Here is a 17607-nt window from a genome sequence, read left to right as displayed (position 1 = left end):
TTCAATCCAGATAGACGAATTCGTTCAGGTTGTACGCCGCGACGCAGAATTGCTTGAGTGCCGTCTCAGGCGACAAATGATATTTCTGTTGGAGCGTCGCGATCAGATTCATTCCTCGCTCGATCTCTTCCGGCGTCGGCTGACGCTGAAACAGACGCCGCAGCGCGAGCGACACCTGTTCTCGCAGGTCCTCACCAGCTCGCTCGCGAAGATAGCCGGCAAAGCCCTCGGCCTGTTCCTGGACGAAGGAGCTGTTCAGCATGCCCAGGGCCTGCGTCGGCTGGGTGGTAATGAACCTTGCCGGGCAGCTCGCGTCGCTATCGGGTCCGTCGAAGCTGGCCAACAGCGGCACGGCCAGCGATCGCTTCGCATGAATGTAAATGCTGCGCCGCGCTTGATCGGCCGGAGATGATTTTCCCCAGCCGGCGCCGGGCATCGACTGGCCCGCGAGCACTTCCTTGGGAATCTTCACGTATATGCTGGGACCAAACATGGCGGAGAGGTTCAGGCTGCCGTTGACGGCCAGCACCGAATCGCGAATCTCCTCGGCCGAAAGCCGCCGCATGTCGAATCGCCACAACAGGTCGTTCAACGGATCGACGGACAACGCCTGCTCGTTCGACTGCGACGACATCTGATACGTGCTGGAGAGCATGATCAGCTTGTGCAGAGGCTTGAGCCGCCACTCCTGGTCCACGAACTCTGACGCGAGCCAATTGAGCAACTCGGGATGCGTCGGCCGAAGGCCCTGAAAACCAAAGTCGCTGGTCGACCGCACGATGCCGCGGCCGAAATGGTAATGCCAGATGCGGTTCACCATGACGCGCGCCGTGAGCGGGTTGTCGGCGCTGGCGATCCATTGCGCAAGCGCGCGGCGGCGCCCCGTCGAGGCGATACCTTCGGCCGGAAGCGCAATCTGCGGCTCAGGCGGCGAGAGGACTGAAGGAAATCCTGGCTCGACCTCGGCTGCAGTGGCATGCGCATTGCCCCGCACCAGGACATGCGTCGGAGGGCTTTCGCGGCCATGCTCTTTCACGCACAGGGCCTTTTCGAGTCCTGCCGGGCGGAACCTGGCCAGCTCTTCCGACGTCGCGGTCAACTCCGCGTAACGATCGAACTCTTCCTGCGAGAGGATCTCGCCGATTTTCTTCCTGGCGATGTCGACGCGCATCGCCTCGGTCTTCCAGTCGTCTCGCTCGACTCCCACGAGCCCCGCTTCGATCTGCTCGTTGAGCTTCTCGAGCGCGGCACGCACTTCCTTCTGCTGCTGCTTGTGACGCGCGATCTGTTCTTCGTTGCGGCGGCTCTCCTCCTCGCTGGTCAGCGTGCGGACCGAGGCCTCGTCGATGCTTTCCTGCGAGCGCACGCCAAAGCGGCGCACGTTGCGAAAGAACGCCAGCAAGCGGTAATAGTCGGCCTGGGGCAGCGGGTCGAGCTTGTGATCGTGACACCGCGCACAACCGATCGTCAGACCCAAAAAGACTTCGCCCGTGGTCCGCACGAGATCGTCCAGGTCTTCGAACAATTCCTGCTCGGGATCGACCGGCTCGTCCTGCCAGATACCGAGGCGATAGTAGCCAGTGGCGATGAGCGAATCGCGCGTGATGGTGTCGAGTTCATCGCCCGCCAGTTGTTCGGTGAGGAACTGATCGTACGGCTTGTCGTTGTTGAGCGACTGGATGACGTAGTCGCGATAGCGCCAGACGAACGGTTTTGGTCCATCCCGTTCGTAGCTGTTCGTTTCCGCATAGCGCACCAGATCGAGCCAGTGCCTTCCCCAGCGCTCGCCGTAATGGGGCGACTCGAGCAACTCGTCGACCACTCGTTCGAAGGCGTCGGGCGCGGGATCGGCCAGGAATGCCTCGACCTGCTCGGGCGAAGGAGGCAAGCCAATCAGGTCGTAATAAGCGCGTCGCAGTAAAGCCGCTTTATCGGCTACCGGTGCCGGCCGTAAACCGGCCTGCTGCAATTTCGCCAGCACAAAGGCATCGATCGGAGTTCGTACCCAGGGATCGACGATCTCCGGTGTCGCGGGGCGCTCTACCGGCTGAAACGACCAGAAGGCCTTCGACGTTTCGTCCACCGCGGGGGGGCCATGGTCATCATCGGTCGAGCGCGGCGCCAGCTCGCGTTCGCTACCCCACGGAAGTCCCAGGTCGATCCACTTCGTGAGCACGGCAATCTGCTCGTCGCCCAGCTTACCGCTCGGGGGCATTTCGAACCCGGTATAGTTGACCGCCTCGAGCAGCAGGCTTTCGTGCGGCGAATCGAGCGACACGGCCGGTCCCGAATCGCCCCCCTTGAGAATCTCGTCGCGACTCGTGAGGAAGAGCCCCCCCTTGGCCTTGCCAGTGCCGCCATGGCACTTCAGGCAATGCCCCACGAGCAGCGGTTTAACTTCGCTGTCGAAAAACGCCACCGACTCGGCAGCGGGAGTCGGAACGGGTTCGGTCCCGCGCGCGACCGCCGCCAGACAGAGGCCCACTGCCACGGCGAACGCAGTAGTAAAGCGACTGAACATGAATTCCGCGTTCTCCCGAATCGACTCCTGGCCCCACCAGCATTGGTAGGGCAGCCCTCAGGCAGCATTTATGTTGACTGCGCCCTGCCTGGAACGCAATTCCCAGCGGTGGGCCGGCCCAATCTACTCACCTTAATTACCGGCCGCCGAGGACCACCTGAAGTGGGGCGGCCTTGAGCGGCCAGGAAGCCATGAAAATACCCGCTATCGCGATGCCGGCCTCAGCTTATTTCGCACCACGTAGGCGCCCAGTTGAGCCAGGCTCAAGCCCGCGTTCACCAACTGGCGAGTCAAGGCCTGGCGCTGTTCCGCGTCGCGAGCGTCCATCAACAGTCGCAGTAACTTTGCCCGCTCGGTGTCGGGCAGGACTTGCATGAACAGCGGGACCAGCCCCTCCTCGACGTTGTAGACGGAATCTTCCCTCAGACAGACCGGCACGATCAAGTCGCGCGAGACTTGCAGGTCCTGCGACACGGTATCGACCGCCTCGCGCACGTTCCGTTCCTTGGCCGATTCTCCCTGAAGAAAATCGTACGGCGGTCGCCACTCGTTGATCGGCCGAACGCGATCGATGTGCGACAGCGCGACAACCACTGGGGGCGCCGCGCGACGAGGCAAGGCAGCAAAACGCTGCCGAACTTCCTCCAACAAGGCATGATCCACATCACGGGCCGCATTATTCGCCGACGAGACGAGCACGATCAGGTCGCAACGGGCGATCTCCGCATCGAGCTTCTGGCGGGCCTGGGCGTCTCCCTTGCCCGCCAATCCGATCGTATCGAGCACGATCGCTTGCGGAAGATCCTCACGTCCCAGCACGTAGGGCGTGATCGAATCGGTACAAGGGAGCACGTCGGTGGCGGCCTTGATCCGCCCAAACAAGGCATTGATCAGGCTCGACTTGCCCGCCTTGGTCTGGCCCAGGATGACCATGCGAATCGGTTTGTCCGCGCCGAATTCGGTCCACTCGGCGTCCGCCAGCGACATCTGTCCGCTATAGAGTTGAATGGCATACTGACCCGTTTGACGCACGACATAGCCCGCCGCCATACGGGGCAAGTCGGCCACGACGTTGGCAATATCTCCTCCCAAGAGCGCCGTCTTGGCCTCATTGGCCAGGGCCGCCGGCGGATTGATGACCAGCCGAGCCAGCCGATAGACATTGTACGCGCCGCCAGCAAGTTGCTGCGCCAAGGGACGCCATTGCAGCACGCGCTGGATGTTATGAATCGTGATCCGATCGGAACCGGGCACCTGCTCCTGAAGAAACGTGCGCAGATCGCGCGCCACGAGCTCCGCCACGCGCAGCGCCTCGGCGGCAGAAACCTCGAGCGCCGGCTGCTGCGACTGGGGATGAAACTGCCGGGCAACGACTTCAAACACCTGTCCAAACAACTCGACCCAGGCATTCGCTTGGTCGAACGGCGGCGGAACCGCCTCGACTTGAATCCGCAGCCGCTCGACTTCGGACCAGGCCTTTTGACCCGCTTCGGGCCAGGTCTCGCTCGGCGGCGGGGTGGAACGCGGCGGCGTCGGGCGCGATTCCAGCCACCACAACAGCACCCAGCCGAGCGCCGCCAGGGCGATCGATCCCAGCGCGAAGGGCAGAATCAGGCCCTGCTCGTACAGCCACAGTCCACCCACGGACATCAACAGCAAGTAGGGAAGTCCGAAGACCGCCACGCGCAGGGCCAATTTGAGTTGGAGAGAATTCATGCGTTCGTCGGACGCGGCGACGTCGGGCTAAGGCGTGGTCGAACGAGGGCGTGCCTGCAAGTATTCTTTGAACAGACGCCGGCCTTCGGCAAGTTCCTGTCCATAAAATCCTCGTAGCATTTCTGGGCTGGGGATCAGGCCGTTTCGCTTCTGCGCGAAGTACCAGCAGAGCGTACAACCGAGCGCATAAGTGGCCGCCGCGGTGTAGACCGCCGCCGTAGCGGTTCCAATGACGGGAATCATCGCCAGGAGCGAACGCCCCATCATCCGCACGGCGAAGTGCGCGGTCACCCCCACGCCTAACGCCCCCCCCAGCTCGCTCATGACCTTCGAGTTCAGCGGTTGCTTATAGATCGAGGCGATCGTGTGGAACATCTTCGCCTGCACCGCCACGACCGAAGGCAAGCTGACGACCGGCAACGGCACGGCCCCGGCCGCCGCAGCCGCCAGGGAGTAAGCGATAACATGGGGGCGCGCCTTCTTGAAGTGCAACGTAAAGAGCTCTTGCTGCAACCCCGGCTGTTGACGCAACATGCCCTGCAGGCCGAGCGGCAACTCCGCCTCGATGGCTTCCCAAAGCTCCTCCAGGCCATAGAACTCGGGCGACAAGCCATCTTCAGGCAAGGTGAAGTCGACCGCCACGAAGCGACCATGCAGGTCGGCGAACTGCTCATGCTGCGAAGCCAGCGAACGAGCCAGATCGGCCGGCACCGTCGCCGGCCAGGGCTGTTGTGCGAATGGATACGGCAACGGGTGCCCTGCTCCCTCCAGATAACCGTCGTGCAGAGCCGTTTGCACAATGAGCAGGGGCCAATCCGGCTTCTGACGGCGAATCGTACGGACGGCGTCGAGCAGGCCCTCCAGCGCGTGATCCATCGCGCGCACCACCACCATCAGCAGATGAGCCTGGTCCTGGCAGTATTCCAGATCCTGCGAAGGATCGTAGCTGACTTCCCCCAGCCCACGCGTATCCAGAAAACGGAGGAAACATTCTTCCTCGTTCGGAAAGGGATAGAACTGCGAGGTCCGCGTGCAGGGGCGAAATCCGCTGCCGATCTCGGCCTGCGTGCTACCGGTCATCGCGCGAATGATCGACGTCTTGCCCGACTGAGTCTTGCCGAGCAACCAGATCACGGGCCGCGGCAGTGCCACACTCGCCCGGCGCAGCAGTTCTTCCGAATCGGCCGAGGTGACCTGCGGAGTAAGCACTCGCTCCGAGAGCAGATTCCAGAAAGATTTGAACATGGCAGCCGCAGTAACTCGTTCCACGCCGACTCGCTTTCAGTGTAGCGGATCGGCAAGAGTGTTTCGCCGGCTGGGCGATCTTCATGAAGAGCACGGCAACCAACGGGCGATCGCGGACTCGCCCTAGGTCGATCTGGTGTTTTTCCGTGGGGCAGCGTCGCCACGGGCCAAGGGCCAGTCGGCAGCCGGATCGTCCATCAGCGCCTCGAGCAGATGGCGCAGTGTCCGCTCGAACAGCGTGAAGTAGTCGAGATCGAGGAATTTCAGCGCGGCGTCGCCGTCTGCCGCGGCCGCCCCCGGCGCCATGGTGAACAACCCCGAGGCCAGCGCCTGGTGTTGGTACATGAACGCGATCGCCTTGCCCCCTGCCAGCGCGGGACAAGCCTCGGAAATGGCCGCGACGATGCGCCCCAAGGACAGGCGGAACGCACGGCCGAACTCGGCCGTCCCACGGTCCGTGGCGGCGATTCGCTCCAGCACGGGACTGGCGATCGCATGCAACCGCAAGATGTGCCGATGTGCCCGCAACGCCTCGGTAAGACAGCCGGCTATCCCGGCGGCATCAGGGCGCTGTAGCTGTTGCAGGCCCGCCACGGCGGTAGAGCACCAGGCCTCGACCTCGCGCAGGCACAAGGCGAGGAACAAAGCCTCTTTCGTATCGAAATAGCCGTAGATGCTCGCCTGGGCAAGCCGCACCTGGCGACCGATCGCGGCCATCGAGACGCCGTCGAAGTCGCTGCGTTCGAAGAGCTTTGCCGCCGCGTCGAGAATCGCCGTCACGCGCTCCTCTCGCTGCTCTTGCCGCCGCGCTCTTTGCCATTTCGTCCGCATGCCGTTCGAACGCCATTGATTACCGAATCGGGTTCGGTTACAAGTATAACCGAATCCGGTTCGCTTACCATCCCCGCGTGAGACAGCGGCCGGTCGACGCTCCTATTTATTGCCGTTGCGGTATTTCTCGCACACGGGAGAACACCATGTTTGCCTGCAGGTCTCTAGCCGTCGTTTTGGCCCTGGCTCTGCTCGTTGTGGCAACCCTCTTCGGAACGTCGGCCTCGGGCGCCGAGCCGAGCGAGCCGCAGGATATCTTCCTGGGGATCAAGCCCGACGCCAACCAAGGCTACGAGGCCATCACCAACATGATGCGCGATCGCGGCGCACGCGGCATGTTCAAGGTGGACGATCTCGATCGCTTGTGGCAGGTCTGGGAGGAAGAAGAGCGCGCGAAAGCCGAGCAGGCCGATCCCGCCGAACGGCGCCGCCTGACCTTCGAGCGCTACGGCTGGGTGAAACAGCCGGGCGACGAGACGCCGAACATCCCCTTCGGCTTCACCGAGCTCGACGACGGCGGGCTCGTCACGAATTGCTTCTCGTGTCATGCGGGCAAGGTCGCCGGCGTGACGATGCCAGGTGTCGGCAATACCCACGTCGATCTCACTACCTTGTTCGTCGATCTGAAGCGACTCCGCACTCTCGACGCCGGCAAAGACCCCGCGAAAGTCAACGAGACACTCGCGCTGGGCATGGTCGCCAACTACCACAAAGGCTTCACTAACGCGGTGATCTTCGAGGTACTCGAGTGGGTACAAGCCAACCTCGACGTAACGATCCGCGTGGCGAAGGACCCCGATATGCTGCTCCATCACGACATGAATCCGCCGGCGTGGTGGACCACGAAGAAGAAGACCCGCCTTTATACCGACGCGTTCGCCCCGAAAACTCCTCGCCAGAACATGCCCTTTGCCCGAGCGCGCGGTAGCAGCAAAGACTGGGAAGAGAAGTGGCACGCCCTGGAGCCGCAGTTCGTACACGTTTACCAGTACATCGAAGAGATGGAATCGCCTAAGTATCCCTACGAAATCGATGCCAGCCTCGCCAGCCAGGGACGCCTGCTCTTCAACGAAACCTGTGCCTCCTGCCACGGCACCTATGGCGAAGGGGGAGAATACCCGAACGTCATCGTGCCGATCGAAGACGTGGGCACCGACCCGGTGCGGCTGCACGCCGTCTCGAAAGAGAATCGCGAATGGGACAACAAGACGTGGCTGCAGTACAACGGCGAGCATCCCGTCTGGTTGGAATCGAAGGGCTACCTGGCGCCTCCGCTCGACGGCGTTTGGGCCTCGGCGCCTTACTTTCATAACGGGGCCGCGCCGACGCTTAACGCGGTGATGAATCCCACCGAGAGGCCCAAGGTCTGGAAACGCACCGAAGATGGCTACGACCAGGTGAACGTCGGCCTCGAAGTGGAGGTGTTCGATGCCGTCCCCGAGGGGCTCTCGCCGCGCCACCGCCGCATGTACTACGATACCTCGCACGTTGGCAATAGTGCCCAGGGGCACCCTTACCCCGATCAACTCAATGCCCAAGAGAAGCGCGCGGTCATCGAGTATCTGAAAACGCTCTAACAAGGTGCTGGCGGCGACGTTCTGACGAGATTTTCACGCGTGTCTCCGGCGCAGGGGGAAGGTCCGGCATGGCAGTCGATCACGATCTCTCTCCCTTCGCGCCCAGCGAATGGGCCAAGAAGGACTACACCGAGCGCGTCCGCACGGCGTCGCAAGTCTATCTCGCGCGCGGCCTGGGCTACCGACTGCGCGATTACGGTTTCCACGCCGCCAAGGTCGTGCTCTTCGTCGCCGGCTGGATGTTCTTCTGCCGCTGGACACCGGGGCTCGGCACGCTGGCCAACTTCACGCAGTGGATCTTCGAGCCGACAGCTTTTCAAAAAGCGATCCTCTGGGCCAGCCTGGTCGAAGTCACCGGCTTCGGCTGCATGAGTGGTCCGCTCGGGCTGAAGGTCTGGCCTCCCTTTACGGCCTGCCTCCATTTTCTCCGGCCGGGCACGACCAAGCTGGCTCCCTTTCCCCGCCTGCCCCTCTTCGGTGGCACGACGCGAAGCATCTGGGACGCGAGCCTCTACGCCGGGCTGGTGATCGCGCTCGTCGTATGCCTGCTGCAGGAGCACGTGGAAAGTTCCTACTTGCTGGCCGTGGTCGTTCTCTTCGTGCTGGCCGGCCTGGGTGACAAAACGATCTGGCTCGCCGGTCGCGTCGAGCAGCACTTCGCGATGATTCTTTGCTTTCTGTTCGCCGGCAACTGGATTGCGGGGGTCAAGTGGGTGCAACTGGCCATCTGGTTCTGGGCCGGCGTGTCGAAGCTGACGCCGGCCTTTCCCTACGTCGTCTCGATCATGGCCGCGAACAACTCGTTGGTGAAAAGCCAGCACATGCGCCAACGTATGTTCGTCGATCCCCCCGACGAACTGGGCCCCTCGCGCGTGGCGCGCACGATGGCGTTCCTCGGTGGATTCCTCGAGTTTGCCACCCCCATCACCTTGCTCTTCGTCACGCACGAGGGGCCCCTGCTCTATCTCGGGCTGACGTTTGCTCTCATGCTGCACGGATTCATCCTCAGCAATCTCCCCATCGCGGCGGTCTTCGAGTGGAATGTGCTCAACATCTACGCGGCCTTTTTTCTCTTTGCCGGCCATCCCGAGGTGAGTCTGTTCGACATCGGGTCGGTCCCGCTGACGATCTATCTGCTGGTGGCGCTGGTGGTGTTACCGCTGGCGGGCAATCTGTTTCCCGCCTGGGTCTCGTTCCTGGTTTCGATGCGCTATTACGCGGGCAACTGGGCCTGGAACGCGTGGCTGTTTCGCGACGAGAGTTACCACAAGCTCGAGCGGCTGAAACGCGCCGCCCCCTTGTTGCTCGAACAGCAGTCTCGAGCGCTGCCCCCCGATGAAGCTGTGCGGGCCGACGCCACGCTGCTGGCGTTTCGCGCGTTGCACCTGCAGGGACGCGCCTTGGGACAACTGCTCCCACAAGCGATCGGCCCCCTCCCCTTTCAACGCTTCACCTACGCCGATGGCGAAACGGTGGCCGGCTCGGTGCTCGGTTGGAATTTCGGAGAAGGCCACCTGGCCGATGAAAGGCTCTTGGCGGCGATTCAAGAACAGTGCGGCTTCGAAGAGGGAGAGTTGCGCGTCATCTGCGTCGAAGCGCAGCCGCTCTTCGGTTCGACGCTGCATTGGCGCATCAACGACGCCAAACGTGGCCTGCTCTCGGAAGGCTACCTCTCGATTCACGACCTCGCCGAGCGAAAGCCCTGGGATTGCGGCCCCGTCGCGGCCAACGATCGAGGCGCGTATGGGTGACACCGATGCGGTGGTGATCGGCTCCGGGCCCAACGGGTTGGCCGCCGCGGTCGCCCTAGCGCAGCAGGGGGCATCCGTCCTGGTGCTCGAACGTCACGACCAGGTCGGCGGCGGCACTCGCTCGGCGGAACTCACCCTGCCGGGCTTCATACACGATGTCTGCTCGGCGGTTCATCCGATGGGCATCCTCTCTCCTTTCTTTCGCCAACTCCCGCTGGATCAACAGGGTCTCACTTGGATTCGCCCCGCGGTCTCCGTGGCGCATCCTCTCGATGACGAACCGGCGGTCATCTTGCGACGCAGCGTCGACGATACCGCGCGTGAGCTGGGTCCGGATGCGGCCAGTTATCGATGCTTGATCGAGCCGCTGTTGCGCAATCCCAGCGGTCTGCTCAGTGACGCGCTCGCACCGCTCGGCATCCCGCGGCATCCGATCGTCCTGTTGCGCTTTGGCTGGCGCGGCATGCGCACGGCGAACCACTTGGCACGTCAATTCGAGGGCACGCGGGCTCGCGCTCTCTTCGCCGGCTGCGCGGGACACTCGATCCTCCCCTTCGATCGGCTACCATCGGCCGCCATCGGCTTGATGTTCCTCTTGACCGGACATTGCGAAGACTGGCCCGTCGCGGCAGGCGGTTCGCAGTCGATTGCCGATGCGCTCGCAAGCCTGCTGGTTTCACTGGGGGGCCGCATCGAGACGAGTCGCGACGTGCGCTCCGCGGCCGATCTTCCGCCGGCCAAGGTGTGGCTCTTCGATACCGATCCGCATCAACTGGCGGCCCTTGCTCACGACGTCCTGCCGGCCGGCTATGTGCGACGATTGCAGCGTTATCGCTACGGCCCCGGTGTCTTCAAGCTCGATTGGGCGCTGCGCCGTTCCATCCCCTGGCGCGATCCTCAATGCCTGCTCGCGTCGACCGTCCACCTGGGAGGCACGTACGAAGAGATCGCCGCGGGCGAGGCCGCCGTCTGGCAGGGACAGCATCCCGAGCGGCCGTATGTCCTGGTGTGTCAGCAGAGCGAATTCGATCCCCAGCGTGCCCCGCCCGGTCAGCACACCGGCTATGCCTATTGCCACGTTCCACCCCATTCGGACGTCGACATGACCGAGGCGATCGAACGGCAGATCGAGCGCTTCGCGCCGGGCTTTCGCGATTGCATCCTTGCGCGACACGTCACGACCTGCGCCGATCTGGAACGTTACAACCCGAACTATGTCGGCGGCGCCATCGCCGGTGGCGCCGCCGATGTGTACCAGGCTTTCACCAGGCCCGTCGCGCGAATGAATCCCTACACCACGCCGAACCCACGGGTCTTCATCTGTTCGGCGTCCACACCGCCGGGGGGTGGTGTACACGGCATGTGCGGCTACCACGCCGCGCAAGCCGCGATGAAAAAGCTCGCCAGATATCGCGTCTCGAAGCTGCACTCGTAAGACATGGGGCGGAAAGTCGCCCGTCGTGTGCGGACGCGCAACCCTCGTAAGTCTTCCTCCTGCTCCGCCGGTCGGCCGGCAGAAATACCAGGTTGGTCTTGCAGCGATCAGCCTGCTTTCCTAGATACCGATTCATCCGCGTGGCTGCCGCGCGGCAGAATCGAGAATTTCTCGATTCTCGTACCGCAGAGTTGGCGCATTTCGCGGTTTTTGGCCCTATTTTCCGTGCATAGAGCTAGGCAGGCTGCGTACTATAGGGACGACCACAGCGGCCACGGGGCTACCGGCCGAAGAACTTTTGGGGGGAGATTCGATCATGTGGAATTTGCTGGCATCCGCCTTCACTCACGGGACCGCATCCCGAGTTGCTCGGTCTCGCTCCGCCCGACGTTACTCGCGAGAAATGCCGCGTCGCCGCCTCTCGGTCCTTGGTGGCGAACCACTCGAACAGCGCCGCCTGCTTGCGCTGACGCCCGTTCAGTTCGATCAAACGCTCGACATCGAGGTCGTGGGAGACCGGCTCTATTTCTCGAGCGCCTATGAGTTCATTGACAATACGCCGGGCAATACCGGCGTCGAGTTGTGGGTCTCCGACGGCACCACGAATGGCACTCGGTTGGTGAAGGATATTCGCCCCGGACTCGCCAGCTCTTCTCCCGAGAACCTGACGAACGTCAACGGCACGCTCTTCTTCACGGCGCGTACCGATAGCTTCGGGGTCGAGCTCTGGAAGACCGACGGCACCACGGCCGGCACCGTGCTGGTCAAGGACACGAGCCCCGGAACGAACTCGGGCGATATCGGCGAATTGGCCAACGTCAACGGATTGCTCTTCTTCCGGGCACGAGGGCCGAATGGAACGAATGCGGCCTGGGTCAGCGATGGCACGACCGCAGGAACGGTGATGCTGCGCGAGTTCTACGCCGGCGAGACGCGTCGCACGCTCGGCCCCTTCGTCGAAATGAACGGCGCCGCATTCTTCGCCGCGGAAACGGCCGCCGAGGGAGTCGAGCTCTGGAAGAGCGACGGCACCATCGGTGGCACGGTGATCGTCAAAGATCTCAACCCCGGCAGTGCCAATGGACTGGCGGTCAACTACACGAACGTCAATGGCACGCTGTTCTTCAGTGGCTGGGATGGAACCAACGGAGTCGAGCTCTGGAAGACCGATGGCACGGGCACAGGCACGGTGCTGGTCAAGGATATTCAAAGTGGCAACGGAAGCAGCAATCCTAGTAATCTGGTCAATCTGAATGGCGTGCTCTATTTCGGCGCCTTGTTCGGATCACCCGGAGCAACCAACCGCCTTTGGCAGTCCGACGGTACCTCGGCCGGCACCGTCATGGTCAAGCAGGTCAGCACCAGCAACATGACCAATGTCGGGGGAACCCTCTATTTCCGCTCCAATGGGCTGTCGAGTAGCGACGGTACGACTGCCGGCACGAACGTGGTTACCTCGTCGATCACCCCGAATCTGCCACTGAATTTCCAAGGACCAACATTCGTCGGCGCCGCAAACCTGGTCTTCTTCCCGGCAACCGAGCCGAACCGAGGGACTGCACTTTACAAGACCGACAACACGCTTGCCGGCACGGGGCAGGTCGCGTTCGATACCGGCATTCCCTCGAATCTGACGGCCTTTGACGATCTGCTCTACTTCAGGGCCGAGAACGATCAGCGTTTGCTGCGCACCGATGGCAACACCACGATACGTTTCCAAGGGCTCAACCCTGCCGATACGAACGGCGTGCCCGTCTCTCCCTTCCCCTATGCCGACTCGTTCACCCGCCCCGACAGCAGCTCGCTCTCGGGACCGTGGCTCGAGCAGCTCGGCGACTTGCGCATCGCCAACAATCGTCTCGAATTGGCGGCGAACGCCGAAGCGGTCGCTTCCCTGAATGGCCTGTTTCAGACCGATATCTCGGTCCGCGTGGATTATGATCTCACCGGCGACGACGTAGGTCGTAGCGTCGGCGTGCTCGCGCGCTACACCGGCCTGGGCGATGCCAATACGTACATGGCCCGAGTGATTCGTGATTCGAGCAATACGTTCAGTGCGCAAATCTGGGTGAATCTGAACGGCGTTTACACCCCCTTGGCCAGCGTGCCCACGAGCGCAAGCGCCGGCGCGTTGCAGTTCGACGTCGTCGGCGATCGTCTGTCCCTCTCGGTCGATGGCGTGCTCCTCGCCAGCGTTACGAATACCAGCATTACCGGCGCGGGCTCCGCCGGCGTGCGGATGACGGGGGGCCGGGTCGACAACTTCCTGGTGACGGCGCCGACGGTCATTCCCCCCGTCAACGTCACGCTCCCCTTCACGGACAACTTCAATCGAGCGAATAATCCCCACCTTGGCGCCGAGTGGACCGAACGGCTGGGCGACTTGCGCATCTTCAACAATCAGCTCGTGCAACAACTGAATGCGGTCAGCATCACCACGCTCAACGGTCCGTCGGTGGCGAATGTCGATGTACAGGCCTTCATCGATCTGACCACCCTGGCGGACACCGGCAGCAGCATCGGCCTCTTGGCGCGTTACTCCGGTCCAGGCGATTCGAACGGCTACATGGCGCGCCTCTTCCGCAGCAGCGGGGCTCAATACTTCGTGCAGATCTGGCGCAATGCCGGCTCGGGCTGGGAATTCCTCGACCAGAATCCTGTCGGCAGCGGCGCCGGTTCACTGCGATTCCTACTCAGTGGCACCACGCTCGAGGCCTACTGGGACAACGTGCTGACCGTCAGCGTCACCGATAGCGCCATCGCCGGCGCAGGCCAAATCGGTATTCGCCATGCCGGCGGCGCGCTCGACAACTTCGCCGCCGCCTAGGGCTCTGTCAAAGCCAGAAGTTCGGGTTCCCCAGCCGGGTGGCACCGACGATGGTGCGGCGCGACCCTGCGCACGACAACACACTCGAGTCGCACCGTCGTCGGTGTTGCGCAGCAACACGAGGGTCGATCGGGCAGGCACCTTTCAGCAGCGCAGCCTCGCCACAACGTCGGTCTGGTCGAAACGAACCTCTGGTCGCTGCGCGACACCGACGAGCTTCCGACTCGAGCGAGATAAGTTTCACGCCTGCTGCGGAAACTCGTCGGTGCTACCCTCCTAGAACAGCGTCAACCCCTTTTTTCTGGTTCCCAAGTTCCACACGCTCGCGATGCGAGGACCAGGCACTAGCGGGAGCGGTCCACGCCTGAAATAGATTGACGGTCGTTCGCCGCGCCGCTAAAAGATGTATAAGTGATATATGTTTTACCTTTTTTGCCGAGCGCCCCATGCGGTTGACCACGCAGACCGATTACTCGCTCCGCACGTTGATGTACCTCACCGCCCGCTCGAGGCGCGCCACCATCGCCGAGGTGGCCGAGCTGTTCGGCATCTCGACGCATCACGTGGCCAAGGTGGCCAATGTCCTGGCGCGGCTCGGATACATCCGCAGCATGCGTGGGATCGGGGGGGGCATCGAACTGGCACGCTCCCCCGAAGAAATTCGCATCGGCGAGGTCATTCAGGCCATCGAAGGAAACACGCATCTTCTGGAGTGCGTCGGCACGGACGACGTCTGTGCCATTCAATCCTTCTGCAAGTTGAAAGACACCCTCGCCACGGCCGAACGCCTGCAATTGCAGTACCTCAACACCGTCACGCTGCGCGACGTGACTCCCACCAGGCGGCAACTCAACCAGCTAGAACAGATTTGACTTCGATCGGCGCCGTGTCGCACGAGAGGGCCCCATCCGTCTCGAAGGAAACACACCCCATGGCGAAGAAACTTCCCGAGATTCAGTTAATTCGAGCCTACGACGCCGGCCAGCAAGACTGCGGCTATCGCGTGCTGGTCGATCGACTCTGGCCGCGTGGTCTCTCGAAAGAGGAGTTGCACCTCGACGAATGGGCCAAAGAGGTGGCCCCCAGCACCGAGCTGCGCCAATGGTTCGGCCACCGCCCCGAGCGCTGGCAGGAATTTCGCCGGCGCTACCGGCAGGAGCTGCGCGAGCGACCGGAACCGATCGATCATCTCGTGCAATTGTCGAAACGACGCCGCGTGGCGCTCCTCTACGGCGCTCGCGACACCGAGCACAACCATGCGATCGTGCTGTGCGAGCTGCTCGAGTCCAAACGTTCTGCGCGCAAAGGGTCCCGATGAACTGGCTGCCGTGGCATACTTGTTTGCTGGCGATCGTCGGCGTGGCTCTTTGGGGGTCGCCCTCGTCGGGGGCCGATGAGTACGAGGCGCCGCCGATCGAGTACAGCCTCGGCACGCCCGACAACCGCATCTCGCAACTGCAAGGGGCCCTCGAACGTCGCGAGACGTCGCTCGAGCACGAACCCGAGCTCGGCTACTTGCGCGATCTTCTACGGAAGCTCGAAATCCGCGAAGACTCGCAGATGCTCGTCTTTTCCAAGTCGAGCATGCAGCGGAATCGTATCTCGCCCCACACGCCGCGCGCCCTGTACTTCAACGACGACAGCTACCTCGGTTACTGCCGCGGTGGCGAGGTGATCGAGCTCGCCGTGGCCGATCCCCAGCTTGGAGCGGTCTTCTATACCCTCGAGCAGACAAAGCAGGAGGTGCCCGTGATCGAGCGCCAAACGCACCAGTGCCTGCAATGTCACGGCGGCTCGCAGACCGACAACATTCCCGGGCTGCTCGTCCGCTCGATGATCGTGGGGCCCAGCGGTCTGCCGATTCTGTCCGAAGGGAGCCACTTCGTCGATCCGACGACCCCCCTCGCAGATCGCTGGGGAGGCTGGTACGTCTCGGGCACGCATGGTACGCAAACGCATTTGGGAAACTTCATCCTTCGCAGCCGGGACGAGAAACGCCCCTGGAATAACTCGCAAGGCCTGAATGTAACCGACCTCGGCGATCGATTCGCCGCCGAGCACTATCTGAACGCGCACAGCGACCTCGTCGCGCTCATGGTATTCGAACATCAAACGCACGTTCACAATTTGATTACCAAGGCCAACTTCACCACGCGCCAGGCGCTCGAGTACGAGCAGGTGTTCAACAAGGCGCTAGGAGAGCCCGCCAGCCACCGCCTCGACAGCACGACACGGCGCATCGCCCATGCCGGCGACAAGCTCCTCGAAGGCTTGCTCATGGTAGATGAAGCAAAATTCTCGAGTCCGCTGGCGGGCACGAGCACCTTTGCCCAGACGTTCGCCCGCCCAGGCCCGCGCGACGCGCAAGGGCGATCGCTCCGCGATCTGGATCTACAGCAGCGAATGTTCAAATACCCTTGCAGCTATCTCATCTATTCAGAAGATTTCGACGCCTTGCCTTCGGAGATGATGGTCTATCTGCGCACGCGGTTGGGCGAGATCCTCGCCGGTCGCGGCGGCGAGCGGTTCTCCCACCTCACGCCTCAAGATCGCGCCGCGATCCGCGAGATCCTGCAAGACACCAAGCCAGCGTTGCTCGAGGCTCTCTAACGCGCGGATTGCAACTCGCACAGTCCGACGTCAGCCCTCGTTGGGACCGATCAGGCGCCGCGCGGAATCGGCTTCCACGTGTTGCTCGATGCGGCGACGAAGCGTCGCCCGCCAGTTGGCGGATAAGGCTGATATCGCCCCCAATTGTGCTGCCGCGTCGAAGTCGTGCTTGTCCGTGTGCATCACGTGGTTGGCTCGTTCCACGGTCCACGCCGGGTGCGATCGCTCGAGCAAGACGAGCGGCATCTCGGCCTGCACAAAGCCTTCTTCCAGCACGCGAAAGTACCAGCCCGTCCGTCCCGACTGCTGCACTTCATGTGCCAGCGGCTTGATGCGCCAGCGACGGGCCAACTTCCAGCAGGGCTGGCGAGGCTGCGACACCTGCACCACAACCTCCTGCCCCACGCGCCACACATCGCCGATGCAGACGTCGGCCTCGGTCAAATTCGCTACGGTAAAGTTCTCGCCGAATGCTCCGAACGGGAAAGCCGGCACGGCAAGTGTCTGGCGCCACGCTGGATAGTGATCGGCCGAATACGCCAGCACCGCCTTGTCGGGTCCCCCATGATGGACGAGGTCGGCTTGTCCGTCTCCCGCCAGGTTCGTGCGACCGAGAAACACGGGACCGGTCACTGCTTCCTTGAAGAAGCCCGTCGTCCAGCGACGGTCCAACGGGTCAGCGGCTCCTGCGCCCCCGTATTCTTGCGGCAAACCCACCTGAATCGAACGTAGAACGGCAACCGTCATGCCAGCAGGATCGTGAGCAAGATCGAGGCATCCTCCAGACAGTTTACCGCGTGAAGTTCGCCGGCGTTCAGGTAAAGGAGCTGTCCGGCGGTAAGTTCTTGCGTCTTGCCCTGCGCCGTGAAGGCCACTTTCCCCTCCAGGCATTGGACGGTGATCTCCCCCGGCGCCCGATGGGCGGCAATCTCCTTGCCCTTGCTCATGACCAAACGTACGACCTCGAGCCGCGCCGTCTTGATCAGCGTGGTGGTCATTGCCCTGTCCAGCGAGGCCCCTAAGGGACGCACCTCGATCACTTCACCCGGTTGTGCATGTGGAATCGCCATCGTACGGCCCTCCCTTGTGTGAGA

At 62.7% G+C, this 17607-nt stretch carries 13 protein-coding genes; 7 read left to right on the top strand and 6 right to left on the bottom strand.

The features are described from left to right. Window position 1: 1 nt before the first annotated feature. The 4 genes from KF708_20830 to KF708_20815 all read right to left on the bottom strand — a co-directional run bounded on the left by KF708_20830 (window position 2) and on the right by KF708_20815 (window position 6313). Window positions 2–2521: a PSD1 domain-containing protein gene (locus KF708_20830; protein ID MBX3415142.1), complete on the bottom strand. Its 2520-nt coding sequence runs from the start codon at window positions 2519–2521 to the stop codon at window positions 2–4. 204 nt (window positions 2522–2725) lie between these two features. After that, a complete protein-coding gene (locus tag KF708_20825; protein MBX3415141.1) occupies window positions 2726–4237 on the bottom strand; it encodes a GTPase domain-containing protein in 1512 nt (503 codons plus the stop codon). A gap of 27 nt (window positions 4238–4264) precedes the next feature. Further along, window positions 4265–5482, bottom strand: a complete 1218-nt coding sequence (locus tag KF708_20820; GenBank protein MBX3415140.1) for a DUF697 domain-containing protein — start codon at window positions 5480–5482, stop codon at window positions 4265–4267. Window positions 5483–5605: 123 nt separating this feature from the next. Next, window positions 5606–6313, bottom strand: coding sequence for a TetR family transcriptional regulator (locus KF708_20815; protein ID MBX3415139.1), 708 nt, complete (start codon window positions 6311–6313; stop codon window positions 5606–5608). 146 nt (window positions 6314–6459) lie between these two features. Here KF708_20815 and KF708_20810 point away from each other — a divergent pair, with 146 nt between their 5' ends. The 7 genes from KF708_20810 (at window position 6460) to KF708_20780 (ending at window position 16513) form a co-directional block, all read left to right on the top strand. Further along, a complete protein-coding gene (locus KF708_20810; protein ID MBX3415138.1) occupies window positions 6460–7890 on the top strand; it encodes a c-type cytochrome in 1431 nt (476 codons plus the stop codon). Between the two features lie 68 nt (window positions 7891–7958). Further along, complete coding sequence (locus KF708_20805) at window positions 7959–9641, top strand: DUF3556 domain-containing protein (GenBank protein MBX3415137.1); 1683 nt, start codon at window positions 7959–7961, stop codon at window positions 9639–9641. Further along, window positions 9634–11076, top strand: coding sequence for an NAD(P)/FAD-dependent oxidoreductase (locus tag KF708_20800; GenBank protein ID MBX3415136.1), 1443 nt, complete (start codon window positions 9634–9636; stop codon window positions 11074–11076). The genes KF708_20805 and KF708_20800 overlap by 8 nt, the downstream gene beginning before the upstream one ends. Window positions 11077–11479: 403 nt before the next feature. After that, window positions 11480–13903, top strand: coding sequence for a hypothetical protein (locus KF708_20795; GenBank protein ID MBX3415135.1), 2424 nt, complete (start codon window positions 11480–11482; stop codon window positions 13901–13903). 446 nt (window positions 13904–14349) lie between these two features. Next, a complete protein-coding gene (locus tag KF708_20790) occupies window positions 14350–14775 on the top strand; it encodes an Rrf2 family transcriptional regulator (protein MBX3415134.1) in 426 nt (141 codons plus the stop codon). Window positions 14776–14834: 59 nt separating this feature from the next. Further along, window positions 14835–15221, top strand: a complete 387-nt coding sequence (locus KF708_20785; GenBank protein ID MBX3415133.1) for a DUF488 family protein — start codon at window positions 14835–14837, stop codon at window positions 15219–15221. Next, on the top strand, window positions 15218–16513 hold the full coding sequence (locus KF708_20780) for a hypothetical protein (GenBank protein ID MBX3415132.1): 1296 nt from the start codon (window positions 15218–15220) through the stop codon (window positions 16511–16513). The genes KF708_20785 and KF708_20780 overlap by 4 nt, the downstream gene beginning before the upstream one ends. 30 nt (window positions 16514–16543) lie before the next feature. Here KF708_20780 and KF708_20775 read toward each other — a convergent pair whose 3' ends face one another. After that, window positions 16544–17260 (bottom strand): MOSC domain-containing protein, encoded by a 717-nt coding sequence (locus tag KF708_20775; protein MBX3415131.1) that lies wholly within the window; start codon window positions 17258–17260, stop codon window positions 16544–16546. Further along, window positions 17257–17583, bottom strand: a complete 327-nt coding sequence (locus tag KF708_20770) for a cupin domain-containing protein (protein ID MBX3415130.1) — start codon at window positions 17581–17583, stop codon at window positions 17257–17259. Before KF708_20770 ends, KF708_20775 begins: the two co-directional genes overlap by 4 nt. Window positions 17584–17607 lie beyond the last annotated feature (24 nt).

This window comes from Pirellulales bacterium, assembly GCA_019636335.1.
Lineage (GTDB): Bacteria > Planctomycetota > Planctomycetia > Pirellulales > JAEUIK01 > JAHBXR01.
Note: the sequence above shows the minus strand (reverse complement) of the source record. Positions and strands in the feature narration are given on the sequence as shown.

Coding starts and splice junctions, on each gene's coding strand:
- KF708_20795 (MBX3415135.1), top strand. CDS start 11,480: ATGCCGCGTCGCCGCCTCTCGGTCCTTGGTGGCGAACCACTCGAACAG.
- KF708_20815 (MBX3415139.1), bottom strand. CDS start 6,313: ATGCGGACGAAATGGCAAAGAGCGCGGCGGCAAGAGCAGCGAGAGGAG.
- KF708_20785 (MBX3415133.1), top strand. CDS start 14,835: ATGGCGAAGAAACTTCCCGAGATTCAGTTAATTCGAGCCTACGACGCC.
- KF708_20780 (MBX3415132.1), top strand. CDS start 15,218: ATGAACTGGCTGCCGTGGCATACTTGTTTGCTGGCGATCGTCGGCGTG.
- KF708_20800 (MBX3415136.1), top strand. CDS start 9,634: ATGGGTGACACCGATGCGGTGGTGATCGGCTCCGGGCCCAACGGGTTG.
- KF708_20810 (MBX3415138.1), top strand. CDS start 6,460: ATGTTTGCCTGCAGGTCTCTAGCCGTCGTTTTGGCCCTGGCTCTGCTC.
- KF708_20790 (MBX3415134.1), top strand. CDS start 14,350: ATGCGGTTGACCACGCAGACCGATTACTCGCTCCGCACGTTGATGTAC.
- KF708_20820 (MBX3415140.1), bottom strand. CDS start 5,482: ATGTTCAAATCTTTCTGGAATCTGCTCTCGGAGCGAGTGCTTACTCCG.
- KF708_20770 (MBX3415130.1), bottom strand. CDS start 17,583: ATGGCGATTCCACATGCACAACCGGGTGAAGTGATCGAGGTGCGTCCC.
- KF708_20830 (MBX3415142.1), bottom strand. CDS start 2,521: ATGTTCAGTCGCTTTACTACTGCGTTCGCCGTGGCAGTGGGCCTCTGT.
- KF708_20805 (MBX3415137.1), top strand. CDS start 7,959: ATGGCAGTCGATCACGATCTCTCTCCCTTCGCGCCCAGCGAATGGGCC.
- KF708_20825 (MBX3415141.1), bottom strand. CDS start 4,237: ATGAATTCTCTCCAACTCAAATTGGCCCTGCGCGTGGCGGTCTTCGGA.
- KF708_20775 (MBX3415131.1), bottom strand. CDS start 17,260: ATGACGGTTGCCGTTCTACGTTCGATTCAGGTGGGTTTGCCGCAAGAA.